This is a genomic window from uncultured Enorma sp., assembly GCA_905210055.1.
Classification (GTDB): domain Bacteria; phylum Actinomycetota; class Coriobacteriia; order Coriobacteriales; family Coriobacteriaceae; genus Enorma.
Genome location: CAJLVH010000039.1, coordinates 1 through 13,181 on the forward strand (window position 1 = coordinate 1; position 13,181 = coordinate 13,181).

Annotated in this window: 14 protein-coding genes; 4 read left to right on the top strand and 10 right to left on the bottom strand. The window is 62.5% G+C overall.

All coding sequences use genetic code 11. The features are described 5' to 3' along the window. Positions 1-287: 287 nt before the first annotated feature. On the top strand, positions 288-560 hold the full coding sequence (locus tag QZ079_RS04140; RefSeq protein WP_297035450.1) for a type II toxin-antitoxin system RelB/DinJ family antitoxin: 273 nt from the start codon (positions 288-290) through the stop codon (positions 558-560). Continuing rightward, positions 560-859, top strand: coding sequence for a type II toxin-antitoxin system YafQ family toxin (locus QZ079_RS04145; protein WP_297035454.1), 300 nt, complete (start codon positions 560-562; stop codon positions 857-859). Before QZ079_RS04140 ends, QZ079_RS04145 begins: the two co-directional genes overlap by 1 nt. A 15-nt stretch (positions 860-874) precedes the next feature. Here QZ079_RS04145 and QZ079_RS04150 read toward each other — a convergent pair whose 3' ends face one another. Next, positions 875-1,300: a PIN domain-containing protein gene (locus tag QZ079_RS04150; RefSeq protein WP_297035457.1), complete on the bottom strand. Its 426-nt coding sequence runs from the start codon at positions 1,298-1,300 to the stop codon at positions 875-877. Next, the gene (locus QZ079_RS04155; protein ID WP_291290238.1) at positions 1,293-1,616 is read right to left on the bottom strand and encodes a type II toxin-antitoxin system Phd/YefM family antitoxin; all 324 of its coding nucleotides are present in this window, start codon (positions 1,614-1,616) and stop codon (positions 1,293-1,295) included. The genes QZ079_RS04150 and QZ079_RS04155 overlap by 8 nt, the downstream gene beginning before the upstream one ends. 158 nt (positions 1,617-1,774) lie before the next feature. On the opposite strand from QZ079_RS04155, the gene QZ079_RS04160 reads away from it, so the two are divergent. Further along, the gene (locus QZ079_RS04160; protein ID WP_297035460.1) at positions 1,775-3,193 is read left to right on the top strand and encodes a hypothetical protein; all 1,419 of its coding nucleotides are present in this window, start codon (positions 1,775-1,777) and stop codon (positions 3,191-3,193) included. Between the two features lie 78 nt (positions 3,194-3,271). Here QZ079_RS04160 and QZ079_RS04165 read toward each other — a convergent pair whose 3' ends face one another. The 3 genes from QZ079_RS04165 to guaA form a co-directional block, all read right to left on the bottom strand. Then, positions 3,272-3,994 carry a DUF4241 domain-containing protein gene (locus QZ079_RS04165; protein ID WP_297035463.1) on the bottom strand — a complete coding sequence of 241 codons (723 nt, stop codon included), beginning with the start codon at positions 3,992-3,994 and terminating at the stop codon, positions 3,272-3,274. Positions 3,995-4,040: 46 nt separating this feature from the next. Continuing rightward, positions 4,041-4,508, bottom strand: a complete 468-nt coding sequence (locus QZ079_RS04170) for a hypothetical protein (RefSeq protein ID WP_297035466.1) — start codon at positions 4,506-4,508, stop codon at positions 4,041-4,043. A 248-nt stretch (positions 4,509-4,756) separates the two neighbouring features. Beyond that, positions 4,757-5,743: a glutamine-hydrolyzing GMP synthase gene (guaA, locus tag QZ079_RS04175; protein WP_297035469.1), complete on the bottom strand. Its 987-nt coding sequence runs from the start codon at positions 5,741-5,743 to the stop codon at positions 4,757-4,759. A gap of 173 nt (positions 5,744-5,916) precedes the next feature. Here guaA and QZ079_RS04180 point away from each other — a divergent pair, with 173 nt between their 5' ends. Then, on the top strand, positions 5,917-6,207 hold the full coding sequence (locus tag QZ079_RS04180; protein ID WP_297035471.1) for a hypothetical protein: 291 nt from the start codon (positions 5,917-5,919) through the stop codon (positions 6,205-6,207). 126 nt (positions 6,208-6,333) lie between these two features. On the opposite strand, the gene QZ079_RS04185 is transcribed toward QZ079_RS04180, so the two are convergent. From QZ079_RS04185 to QZ079_RS04205, 5 genes are all read right to left on the bottom strand, one after another. Beyond that, positions 6,334-8,046 carry an ABC-ATPase domain-containing protein gene (locus QZ079_RS04185; protein WP_297035473.1) on the bottom strand — a complete coding sequence of 571 codons (1,713 nt, stop codon included), beginning with the start codon at positions 8,044-8,046 and terminating at the stop codon, positions 6,334-6,336. Positions 8,047-8,208: 162 nt separating this feature from the next. Beyond that, entirely contained in the window at positions 8,209-9,162 is a 954-nt protein-coding gene (locus QZ079_RS04190; RefSeq protein ID WP_297035475.1) for a CorA family divalent cation transporter, read from the bottom strand. Positions 9,163-9,403: 241 nt separating this feature from the next. Beyond that, positions 9,404-11,044: an MFS transporter gene (locus QZ079_RS04195; protein WP_291288689.1), complete on the bottom strand. Its 1,641-nt coding sequence runs from the start codon at positions 11,042-11,044 to the stop codon at positions 9,404-9,406. A 169-nt stretch (positions 11,045-11,213) separates the two neighbouring features. Continuing rightward, on the bottom strand, positions 11,214-12,185 hold the full coding sequence (gene bsh / locus QZ079_RS04200) for a choloylglycine hydrolase (protein ID WP_291288690.1): 972 nt from the start codon (positions 12,183-12,185) through the stop codon (positions 11,214-11,216). Between the two features lie 170 nt (positions 12,186-12,355). Then, on the bottom strand, positions 12,356-13,181 hold an 826-nt coding region (locus QZ079_RS04205), incomplete at its 5' end, for a glycosyltransferase (RefSeq protein WP_297035480.1).

Genomic DNA, 13,181 nt, shown 5'->3' on the forward strand with positions numbered 1-13,181 from the left:
TCGGCCGTTGCCGATTGGCCGCTTGGTCGATTGGCCGTTTAGCGGAGCAGCCGCTTGGCCGTTCGCCGCTCGGCCATCTCGCCGCAGGCGATTAATTTCGAGCCGAATAAGGATACCCGCCCACCCGGACAAGGGCAAACCCGCAGGATGAAGCCGCGAGCCATTGCCCGCCAGTGGGAACGGGGGTTATTGGCTGAGGCTATTGGCTCGAATGTAACTACGTTTATGTATAGATGTATGTGCGAAGGTAATATATGCACATATAGAACATGTGGATTGGAGCATCCATGGCAACGTCTACGCTCACCATTCGAATCGATGAAAACCTCAAACGCGAAGCGGCTGAAGTCGCAGAGTACTATGGACTCGACCTCTCGTCCGTGACGCGGGCGTTTTACAAGCAGATGGCGAATACGCGCCGCATTCCCCTCACGTTCGCCCCCGAGGAACCGAATGCCGCCAGCACTGCCGCAATCGCCGAAGGTGACGCTTTCCTCGCCTCTGGCAAGGAGGGTCGCTTCGCTAACGGGCACGACCTCATTGAAGCGGCGATGTCCTGATGGCTCGTCTCACTGCAGACTTCTCTGCAGCATTCCAACGTGATCTTAAGAAGAAGGCGAAACGCAGAGGCTGGAATCTTTCAGAGCTCGAAAACATCATCGACCTCGTTATTGAAAATACTCCGGAATCTCTTGAACTCTTGCGCCGACGGCATAACATGTACGCCCTAACAGGCAACTGGAAGGGCCGCAATGAGTGCCATGTCGCCAATGCCGGAGATTGGCTCGTTATCTGGTCGTCGAACGATACGGTTGCTTTCTTCGAGAGAACCGGAAGCCATGATGAGCTGTTCAAATGAGCTATTGCGCTTATATCACAGCATCCGCTGCAGGAACTCCCGAGCCGTCATACTCGGCACCGTCGACGATGTATACGCCGTGTTGTCGCGCGTAATGATTGCCGCCGCACCACGCAATTCAGCCGTCGCCCGAACGATACCGTCTTCAAGATCTGGCTCATCGGAGGAAAACGCTCGATCGAGCACCTTGCTCGTAAGTTCTACTACGGTCACGATCTGCCGGAAGCAATCGAGACGGTCGCGAACAAGCTCCTCACGCCGCTGCCCATACTGGCGGCACATGATGTAATAGGCATCTTTGATACTTGCCGCCAAGATGACCGGTTCGTACGTATCCGACTCCAGCAACTGCTCGAGCGCGCTCACGGCATCGAGATGCATCTCACGCGTGGGGCTCAGGTAGTCGAGCATGATGTTCGTATCGAGGATGATGTCAGCCAAAGCGCTTCACCCGCTCTTCCGCCAGCAAGTCGCGATCGGAAACGGAGGAATCCCATGCGGGTTCTTCGGCAATCCCCCGCTCAATTTGTGATGTAAGGGCATAAAACTTCTCAAGACGCGCACGTCGCCGTTGAGCCTCTTCACTTGCAGGCTGAATCACAACCCATGGCTTTCCGTTTTTCAATACGGGCAGGGCGTTCCCCGTACGGTTCACTTCCGCTGCAAGCTCGCTGAAACGGTTCTTCGCCTCGCGAGCGCCCACGGGATTAAGCAACGCGTCCATGGCTCCTCCTACCATAGAAGCTTCTTTGCTCATATTGTAGCTCTTTTTGAAGCACGTTGCGACGCGTATAGGTTAAAATTACCCCAGTGACGTTTTACATTCAGCCGAACGCGCTGCTCGTCGTTGAGACCGCAGGCAAAGACTGTAAAACGTCACTGGGGTAGTTTTACCTTCCATGACGGGAGGCTCACATGCCACAAACACCCGCGCCCACCGCCCGCGATGCAACCTCTGCTGCTCGCAGAACCCACCCCTCGCGCCGCATGGTTCCACGCCTCGCTGTCTGTATGCTGCTCATCTTCACGTCGTTCCTCGCCCTCACGGGCTGCTCGAACCTCGGCGAGTTCGACCAGGACGCCATCGTCCAGCAGGCAGAAAGCTATTACGAGAGCAAGTATGGCGCGAACGTCGAGGTGGCCGACGTCTGGGAAGACCGCTCTTATCAGCTCTTCGGCTACCGATCGTCCGGTCGCGCGTTTTGCACCATGGAGGACGGCAGCACCGTGCTCGTCGATTTCGAGGAGGGCGTGCTGGGCGACAACCGCCAGCCGCACGAGATCGTCGCTGCCTATGAGGAGCGCCTGCGCGAAGCCATCGGGGACGCCACACAGCAACTCGAGAGCGCAGGCTACACCGTCTCGCTCGTGTTCATAAACAATCTCTCCCCCGAGGCGGACGGCTTTCTGGAGGGGCGCATCTCAACCTATACCTGGCAGAAGAACGACGATTCGTCCGAAGAATCCGGCTCGTTCTTCTACGCGCGCTATTCAGGCAGCGACCGCTTCTTCGAGCAGGAGGCGCCGCGCGTGAGCCTTGGGGTTCCTTCGATCGACATCGAGATCTCGGGGAGGGACGCCGCCTTCGAACACGGCTTTCCCATGAACGTCCCCGCACGACCGTCTTGGGTCGACCCCATCGACGACGCGTGTGCAACGCTCCTGCCGCTCACCGACAACGAACCCGAGGTGAAGGTAACCGTGTTCCAGGAGGGCTATCGCAACCTTGCTCTCATGGAGGACGAGCCGCTTGGGATGCTCGGCGAGCTGAGCCCGTTCGACAACATGGAACCCACTGGTAACTGGCTCATCGTCGACTGGATTCCCCTCGGCAAGGGCGTCTACATAACGTCCGACGAGCCCGGGGTGCGCCTACGCGAAGGCGACGTGACGCTCACGGAGGTAGAAGGCGCGTTCTCGCTCGAGGAGCTCGTAAAAAGCGGCCGCCTCAACGAGCGCGAGAGCCGCACCTACCACCCGGAAGCGTTCGCAACCTACCAGCTCGAGGTTCGTTCAGACCTGTTCGCGTCGGCACCGGTGGACGTCCAGGACAAGGGCTGGTTCGACGTGGATATCGCCTACGATAACACCGACCCCACGGCAGGTCTTGCGCAGCTGGGCGTGGTGGCCGAAGAGCTCGTGCCCTCGCTATACACGGTCAGGATCAACCCCGCCGCCGAGGATCCGGAAGATTCCTCAGACGATGCAGCAGCATCCGACGACGAACCGCCCCTCGACGTGGGCATCATGCGCACGGACACGCTCGAGAACGGCTTTCAGCACACGAGCACCACGCTGGACGAGGACGAGCCGCTGCTGTTGGCGAGGGTGTAAGCGCCCGCCCGGCACAACGTCGAATCCAAACCCAACCGACCGGTCGAGTCAATCGGGCGGCGCTAACGACCCGTCGCGTCACTCCTCGTAGCATGTCGCGATGTCGATGAGGTGGACATACACGCCACACACCGTACCCTGGGCGTCGTAGCCGAAGTAGACCGGGTAGACCCCGTCGCCCCAGCCGGCAGCGAACACGGCGAGGTTGCACTCTGTCCCCGGCACCGTCCAGTTAGCCCAATCGCTACCCTCGCGCTGGTAGCGGGGATGCTCGCGCGCGCTCTCGTCAAGCACGTCGCAGAATAGGTCGTTGTAGGGATCGATGCTCTCGTCTTCCTCCAGACGCTTCGCCCAATACGCCCGAAACGCCTCCTGGGTACGGACATCCGCGATGCACCCCATACCCGCATCCACGAAGAAACCAAAGAACGCATCGTCCTCCAGGTCTTCAAGATCCTCGTCGCCTACCATGCCCAGATCGTAGCGAACCGGCCGCTCGTCGCTAATCGCCATCTTGACGCAAGCATAGCGGTCGCCATAGAGCTCGCTCGGTACGACGCAAATCGTTACCGAATAGGTTCCGGCGGGGACGGTCTGGAGGTACGGGCGGGCATCCTCGAGCTCGACAAGCGGGTCACAAGCGATGAGTTCTCCCGTAGGAATGGAGACGGAGCCAATGTCCAGCACGTCCACAGTCATGCTCCCGATAGCTGCTTCCGTGAAATATGCTTCAAGGTCGATTGCGCAGGCAAGCTGCTCCTTAACAGATTCGTAGCGGTGCAACCATTCCGATGTGGGCATAGCGGGCTCCTTTCCGTCCCGAGACGTAGGCGCTGTGCGGGCGAGCTCAAAGCGCGTCTTGGTCGCCCGTCCTCGAACGCCCTTTGGTGATGATTCTACTCGTATCGGCATTGCGTTCGATGTACGTCCAGAACGCCTCGCTCTCCCGCATAAGCGCCTCGACGGACACGCGGCGACGCCCCGCCCACACGGTCATCTTGGCAAGCGCGCCCGTCTTGCTGTTCGGATTCACGCGACGCATGACCCTCGTGATGTCGGCGACTTCGAACTGCCATGTGCGGCCGAAGCACGGGCGAACCGTCACCATTCCCTGCCGCACGACGACTCGGAACCGCGGCCACAGCACGCCGGCGATGACGAAGGGCGCGATAAGGAGTGCGAATATGACGGCTCCGACCGGCGGTAGCTCGCCGGCAAGCGCGAACCCCACGGGAACGAGGCAGAGCAGCGCCGCGCCACCTAGCATGAGCTGGGCGAAACCCTTTGGCACCGTGACGATGATGCTGTCTTCCATGATGAGCGACGCCCTTGACCTTCGACCTTCGATACGTCCAGCGCTTCCCCGTGCTGATGTAAAAATACCCCAGGGGTTTTTTAACATTCGTCTCCAGCGACTCAACGTCTCGCCCAAATGGGTTGGATTGAACCCGTCCCCAACCAACCCATTCCGCCAAAGACTCAGGGGCGCACCGCGAAATCGCAGGTACGCCCCGTGTAAAAAAGTCGCTAGGGTTATTTTACATGGGGGTTATTTTACATGCGCTATTCCCACTCGATCGTGCCGACGGGCTTCGGCGTGAGGTCATAGGCAACGCGGCAGATGCTCGGCACCTCGGCGAGAATGCGGTCGGTGATCTTCTTGAGCAGCGCCCAATCGAGCTCCGGCACCGTTGCGGTCATGGCATCCACCGTATTCACGGCACGGATGATCGCCGGCCACGCATAGAGGCGCTTGCCGTCGCGCACGCCCGTGGCGCACATGTCGGGCACCACCACGAAGTACTGCCACACCTTGCCGGCGAGCCCGGCATTGGCGAACTCCTCGCGCAGAATCGCGTCGGCCTCGCGCAGTGCCTCGAGGCGGTCGCGCGTGATGGCGCCGAGGCACCGCACGCCCAAGCCGGGACCGGGGAACGGCTGACGCTCGACCATGGACTCGGGCAGGCCGAGCGCGCGACCGACCTCGCGCACCTCGTCCTTGAAGAGTAGGCGCACGGGCTCCACGAGCTCGAACTGCAGGTCCTCGGGCAGGCCGCCCACGTTATGATGCGCCTTCACGCCGTCGGACTCGATGATATCCGGGTAGATCGTTCCTTGGGCAAGGAAATCGACCTCGCCGGCAACCTTGCGTGCCTCCTCCTCGAACACGCGGATGAACTCGGCACCGATGATCTTGCGCTTGGCCTCGGGCTCCTCCACGCCAGCGAGCAAATCGAGGAAGCGGTCCGTGGCATCCACGTAGACGAGATTCGCGTCCATCTGGTTCTTGAACACGTCGATGACCTGCTCGGACTCACCCTTACGCATGAGGCCGTGGTTCACATGCACGCAGATGAGCTGCTTGCCCACCGCCTTGATGAGCAGGGCTGCCACCACAGAGGAGTCGACGCCGCCCGAGAGCGCCAGCAGCACGTTCTTGTCGCCGATCTGTTCGCGGCACGCAGCCACCTGCTCGTCGATGAACGCCTGCGCGAGCTCGGGGGTGTTGATGCGCGCCATATCGTCGGGACGCTTGTTCGGAAGATCCATGGATGTGCTCCTTGCTCTTGGAGGGACGGATAGGCTCATTGTATCGTGGCGAAGCGGCACGCAGGCGAACGCCGCGTGGATGATTCTTGAATGGCAGGTGCATGCGGTATGAACGGGCGCATGCAGGAAATGATAGAAACCAAAGGGCTTGTATATCGCGTTGAGGAGGAAGCGTGGCGAGCAGAAAGCCGTCGGCGAAGGCGAAGCGCGTCGCCGCATTCAAATCAGAGCTCGAAGACCTCGGCAGCCTGTTCGAGCAGGAGTCTATGCGCCGCGACGAGCTCGATGCCGCACGCGAGCACGCCCGCTACGAGAAATCCTGCGCCTCGAAGATGCGCTACCCCACCCGCGCCGACGCGCTCGAAGCTATCGCCGCCTGCGAGGAACACGGCCGGCGCGGTCTTTCGACCTACAAGTGCTCCTACTGCAACGGATGGCATCTCACCTCGCACCCGTGGACGTGACGCCGCCGTGACCTGCGAACCGGCGCTCCCCCCGCCCCCGCTTCGCAGAACCTGTCCCCAAATGCAGCAAAAGGTAACGTTTTGAACCCGTCCCTTAATGGCTCCCCTAATGGCTCGCCCAGCGGCTCATGCGCGCCAGCGGTTGAGGGCGCAGAAGAGCTCTTGCGGGCGTGGTAGGGCGAACCCGCATGCCACGTCGCCGCGCGCTGCGAGCGCCCACCAGCCATCGTGTTCAAAACGGCGATAGACCTCGTCCACCGCGTTGGCCAGCGAACGCGAGCCATCGAGCAGCCGCTCTTCGCCCATCAGACGCACCATCTGCGCAAGCGCTGCAACCTGTTCAGAATCGACAAGCTGCTCGACCAAGCGAACATCGGCTTCGCCCGACCCCACAGAAAAGCTATCGAGCCCGTGCGCGTGCACCTTGGGACCGCGTCCGCGTTCATCCCGCCGAAACGCCTTTGCCGAAAGCGTCAAGAAGCGCCCCGAACGGCTCTCGCTCCATGCGCTCGCGCCCTTCGTACCAAAAGCCTCTACACCATGCTCCTTGCATACTTTGCGTACACGCTCCGTTATATCGAATGCCCGGTAGCAATCCATCTGCACCACGCAATCGGCCACTGGGAAGAACGCGCCGGAACTCCCCACCACGATCACCGAGCTCACGCCCCGCTCTTCCCACAGCGCTCGAGCGCGCTCCACAAAGGGGGTGATAGGTTCACGGTCTGCCGCCACGACCGCCTCCATGAGCGCATCGCGCACCATGAAGTTCGTAGCAGACGTATCCTCGTCGATCAGCAGCGTCTGAGCCCTCGCTTCAATCGCCTCGATGGTGGCCGCAGCTTGCGAGGTGCTGCCGCTCGCATCCTCGGTGGAAAAAGCGCGCGTGTCGCGCCCGTCGGGCAGGTTCGAGATGAACGGCGAGATGTCCACATCCCGCACGGCGCGCCCGTCCTCGGCGCGGAGCTTCATCGCGGTCGCATCGGTAATCACCAGCTCGCGCCCGTCGCCCGCCACATGGTTATACACACCCTCTTGCAAAGCTTTCAGCAGCGTCGACTTACCGTGGTAGCCACCGCCCACGATGAGCGTGATACCGCGCCGCACGCCTAGGCCGCGCACGCGTCCTCTATGGGGAAGGTCGAGCTCGACGCTCAAGCTTTCTGGCGAGGTGAAGGGCTCGGCTCCGCGCAAGGGACGCGCCGAAACCCCGCTCTCGCGCGGCAATATAGAACCATCCGCCACGAACGCCACGAGCCCCAAGCGCGCAAGTGCGGCGCGCACAGCCGCCTGGTCGTCTGCGAGCTCTATCGCCTCACACGCAGCGCACCGACACGCGTCGTCGCACACGAGCGCGCGCTCAACGCACGCAGGCAAGAGGTCGAACAGCATCGTCGCAAGCGCTCGGGCGTCCACCGTGCGCCCATGCGCGGGAAAACCCATCTCCAAGCGCAGCAGCACGCCCTCGTCCCCCACCTCGCAGGCGGAACGGGGCAGCACCTCCGGTCCTGGCGAGCTCGTTGCGATAAGCCCGCTCTTCCCCGACCCCCGCACGCGGAAGCTCACACGCCGCGCCGCCGCCGTAAAACGGCGCACCAGCAGGTCTTCGAGTGCTACGCACCGCTCCGGCGTCGCATAGAACTCGCGCGCGAAACCTGCGCGGGCCGCGGGCACGTGCACGGAAACGAGCGAGGGGGTCGCAAACGGATCGCCCTGCACATGGTCGATCGAAAGCTCGAACGCCCCCAGGTCGTACACGCCGCGAAGCGATTTGTATGCCGGATACCCCCGCCCGTCGATCGCGACCAGCTGCCGCTCTAGATCACACTGCGTTCTCACCGCTAGCTCTTTCCCTCTGCCGATACCACATACCATTACCCCAGCGACTTTTTATATCACCCGGCAATGTAAAATTACCCCAGCGACTTTTTTACATCAGCCATTTGAACCCGTCCCCAATGGCTGATGTAAAAAAGTCGCTGGGGTAATTTTACACGCACGCTACCTGCGGCGACGCTTGCCGTCTCTGAACTTCAACCACCCACGGCGATGGAATACGGCGATCTCTCCCAACGCAACGAGCAGGCATAGCGCCGCCGCGACCGGATAGCCCCACTCCGCATTGATGAGCGCCATGTTACGGAAATTCATGCCGTACCAGCTCGTGATGAACGTGAGCGGCATCGCGATCGTCGCCACCACGGTGAGCCATTGCATGATGCTGTTCTGCCTGAGGTCGATCTCCTCTTGATACATACCGTGCACCTGCAGGCTGAACTCCTGGAGAGACTCGAGGCGCGTGGCGAGGCGGTCGACCTGCCGCGCCAAGACGGCGAAACGCGCACGGTCATCGGCATCCAACGCGGCAGCCCCACCGTTCGCAAGCGCATCGAGCAGATCGGATATGCCCTGGTAGAACACATCGAGCCCGCGCATATGGCGCGCGTCCGATATCATGCGCGAACGGTCGACGCGCGTCCTGCCCTCGAGCAGCCGTTCCTCGACCTGCTCGAAATCGTCGCGGACGCGCGAGAGCAGCGCCGGATGGTCGCGCAGGGGCGCACGCAAGAGCGCGCAGAGCACGGCGGCGGGCGATTCAACCGGCACTTCGCCCCCAGCAAGCCGCGCAATCACCGGCTCACATACGCCGCGATCGTCGAAGAGCACAAGGCCGCGCTCCGTCAGCATGAAGCCGAAGCGAACCGCCGTCGACGCCTTGGCCGCTCCCGCGGGCAACACGACGATGCCTGCCGCGCTCTTCCCCACTTGTTCGACAAAGGGAACCGCGGCATGCTCCGCCTGGGCGAGCACCTCGAGCAGAGGCCGGTCTGCAAACGCCCGCTCGGCATCATCGAAGCCCATGAGCTCGATGCGCGAAGACGGCTCGTCCGCCTCGGCATCAGCACGATCCACCGCGACCAGGCGTTCTGCTTCGATCGTCCAAACATGGGCCATGAATAACCACCTCTCTGAAGGCTCTGCGACAAGGGCGCAAAAGCGCGAACGCTCCGCATATGCCGAACCACGCGCTTGAGACCATTCTACTCCGGCGCATCCGATAGCTTACTCGACCCTCCCGACAACGCGACGACGCACCCCGCCCCTTAGCACCAAGCGCCCCACGTGCCGCCGGGGAGATGCAGTCGGCGACGCGCGGGGCTAGAAGGAGGAAGCTGTTCGGGGACGAGCAGGGCGCCTAGTGGCTGCCATGCTCCTTCGCCCGAGCATCCACAGTGATAGCAGGCGTGGTGGCAAGCCCGAGGAGCACGATCACCGCACCGACGGCGTATGCCGTGCGCGTGGAGTCGTAGCGCGCCTGAGCGTCAATCTGGACGAGCGCCTGCTGCTCGTCCGCCGTCATGGGGATGTCGGCGATCTGCTGCTTGAACTCCTGATCGCTGCCGAGGTCGACCGTCACGTGCGCGACCTCGGCCGCCACGGCATCGGAGATGTGCGGGCTCGCCGCCGCCTCGGTGCGAACGGTGTTCGTGATACCGAAGAGCAAGATCGCGCCGAGCAGCGCCACGCCGATCGCCTGGCCGACGTTGCGCATGGTACTCTGGATGCCACCGGACTGCGAGGCGTCGCGCTCGTTCACCGCGAGCGCGACGATATTGCTCGCATGCGAGGACACCGTGCCGGCGCCGACACCGGCCATGAACGCACCGAGGTACACGCCGGGCGCGCTGCAACCGTTCACCGTCACCGAGAACGCCATGATGCCAAGCGCCGCCGCCATAGCGATATAGCCAACCTGGATCACATGGCGCGGATGCGCGTGCGGAGCGAGCTTGGGGATGCCGAGCGCGAACGCGAAGGTGGGCACGCCCGTGACGATGGAGATCACGCCGACCTCGATGGGTGACCACCCAGCCACGAGCTGCAGGTACGGTGCCATGAGGATCGACTGCGCGCCCATGAAGAAGAAGGCGATCGCATTCGCTACGAGTCCGGCGCGCACCTGCGGGGTGGTGAGGAACGAGCGCGGCAAGAGCGCGATGCCGTTCTCCTGTTCCACGCGTCCCTCGATCTTCACCAGCACACCGAGCACCACGATGCCGAGCGCCGCTACGGGCAGTGCAGGCGAGATGCCGAAGATGGTGAACGGGCAGCCCTCGAGCGGTTCCACAAGACCCCACGACGAGATGCTGGACAGGCCGATGAGGAAGAGGAAAAGCCCCGTCGCGGCAAGGGCGACGCCCACGCCGTCGAACGCAAGGTGATCCTTGTCCTGCTCGATGCAGGGCAGCTCGAACGAGAACGCGAAGACGAGCAGGAAGTAGACGGCGAGCAGCGAGAACGTCATGCGCATGCCGCCCGTCTCCATAACGACGCCGAGTATGAGCGGGAGCACGGCGGAAAGGCCGGATGCCGCGCCGATGCATCCGAACGCGACGGCGCGGTTCGCACCACGGTACATGAGCGGGATGAGTCCCAGGACCGAGGGGATGAGGAAGCTCGCGCCGAAACCCACGAGCACGCGCCCCACCCAGATGAACATGGCCATGTTCGGGGCGAAGGCAAGCGCGAGCTCGCCTGCCGCGCAGAGCAGGGTGCCCGCACGGAAGGTCTTCTTCCAGCCGATGATCGTGCCCACGAGCCCGCCCGCGATCATAAAGGCACCGCCGACGAGCGGGTAGATCATGTTCGCAAGCTGTATCTCCGCCGTCGTGGCATGGAGCTCGGTGGTGAGCGCGGAGGTGGCGAGCGACAGGGCGCCGTTGTCGCCCGTGGTGCCCATCTGCGCCAGGATGAGAATGATGATGGGAATGACGAGGAACTTCTCGCGGCCGGCGGGTGCCGAGCCTGCGGTCGCGGTTGAGACCGTGGTATTCATGGGAATCTCTTTTCTGGATAGGGAGTCGCGGCACGATGACATCGCCCCGCGTGCCAAGCGGGGACGGAACTAGACGTTACTTTCGTGCCATGTCGCGACGGGCTCCTTCAGCCACTCAAGGTGCGAGTGGCTGAACGTTAAACCCCTGGGATACTTTTACCTGCGAGCATTACGCGGCCGGTGCGATCACGTACGGCTCTGTGCGCGAAAGATCACATCCGGCAAGCGGATAGGCACGCACCGCGAGATCATCGTACGCGGCATGGTAGTACGTGAGCGATGCGGCAGAAAAGCAGCTCGTGTAGAGCGTCTTCTCGAACGACCCGTCCGCCATGCGCACCGAGCCCTCGGGCACGGCGACCGAAGCCAGCGTACGGAAAAGTCGCGTGACGTTCGCCGCCTCGCCCTCCTGCGTCGGGTAGTGGTTGTTCACGAACGCGACCTTCACGAAGCGCGCAGGACCCGAATAGTCTCCCGGGATGCCCTGCATGCCCATGCCGGAACCGAACGGCGCGAGCTTCGCGGCGCCCCACGCGACATGCGCGGGCTCATCCTCGGAAAGCGTGAGGTAGTTGCGCAAGTTCTGGCGATGCCAGCCGAAATTCGGCTCGTTCGTGAGGACGTCGACGTCGTTCTCCCACACGCGCATCCCGTCTTCCATGCACTCGACCACGATGCTGCCAGTCGCATCGCCGATGATCCAATGCAGGCTCGCCACCGGCAAGTGCTCGTTCACCGCCTTCGCGACGATCGTCACGTCCTTGAGCGCCTCGCGCACCTCGTCGAGCGTAGCAAACGAGCGGGCGATCCAGAACGGAAACTCGTATGCCGCCACGTTCGTCGCACCTGCCTGGGGCTCTGCAGCGTAGTGAGCGGTCTGGGGGAAATTCAGACCGGCGACGGCCAGGCCGGCATCGTTGCCGCAATCGAAGTACAGGGGGATGCCCTGGAAGATGATGGCCATGCCCATCACGGTGTGGCCGGCGCCCGGCGCCGGATCGTTCGGACGGTCGAACGCAGCAGGTACCGGTGCCGCGGTGGGCGTAACCACCACCTGCTCGCCGTATCCCTGCGACCAGTCGAGGTTGCGGCCGAAGAACATCTTCCCGGACGCGTCGTTGAAGCGGATGCCCGTGCACATAGGGCGACCCCTTTCCTGCCGGCGTGCGTATATGGCAGCCGACACGTAAGCGATATATGCTCTCCTCTTACCCGCATATTTGCGGAAAAGACTAAAGCCCAGCTTAACAATGCTTACGATGTAGCTAAGAACCGGTCCCGACGCCCATCCCCGAAGTGGCGCCCAAAGCGTTACGAGGCGAGGCCGTCCGTCTCTTCGGCGATGATGTAGCGCGGGCGCGCCTTCGCCTCGAGATAGATCTTTCCGATATATTCGCCTACGATACCGAGCGACAGCATGATGAGACCGCCCACGAGCCAGATGGACACCATAAGGCTCGACCAACCCTCGACGACATGGCCGAACGCCATGCTCACAAACGTATAGACGAGCATGGCGATGGCGACCACGATAGAAAGCGCGCCCAAGAGCGATACCCAACGGATGGGCTTCACAGAAAACGACGTGATACCTTCGAACGCGAACGAGAGCATCTTCTTGAGCGGGTACTTCGACTCCCCCGCGAAGCGCGCTCCGCGCACGTAGTACACCTTGTCGGTCGAGAACCCGAGCGCCGGCACGATACCGCGCAAGAACAGGTTCACCTCGCCATAGCGCGAAAGCGCCTCGACCGCGCGGCGCCCCATGAGACGATAGTCGGCGGAGTCCGAGACCATCTCGACACCGAGCCAGCGCATGAAGCCATAAAATGCCTCGGCGGTGCCGCGCTTGAACGCCGTGTCCGTGTCGCGGTTGCTGCGTACGCCGTAGACGATTTCCGCCCCCGCGCGGTGCTTCTCGAGCATCTCGTCCATGGCGTCAATGTCATCCTGAAGGTCTGCATCGAGCGAGATCGTGCAGGTGAACCCGGCCTCGAGCGCACGCATGAGCCCCGCGAAGAGCGCGTTTTGGTGTCCCTCGTTATGTGCGAAGCAGATGCCCTCGAACCACGGCGCGTCCGGGGCGATGCCGAACAGGCAGCGGACCAGCGGCCACACAAAGCCCGCCGCCGCCCTG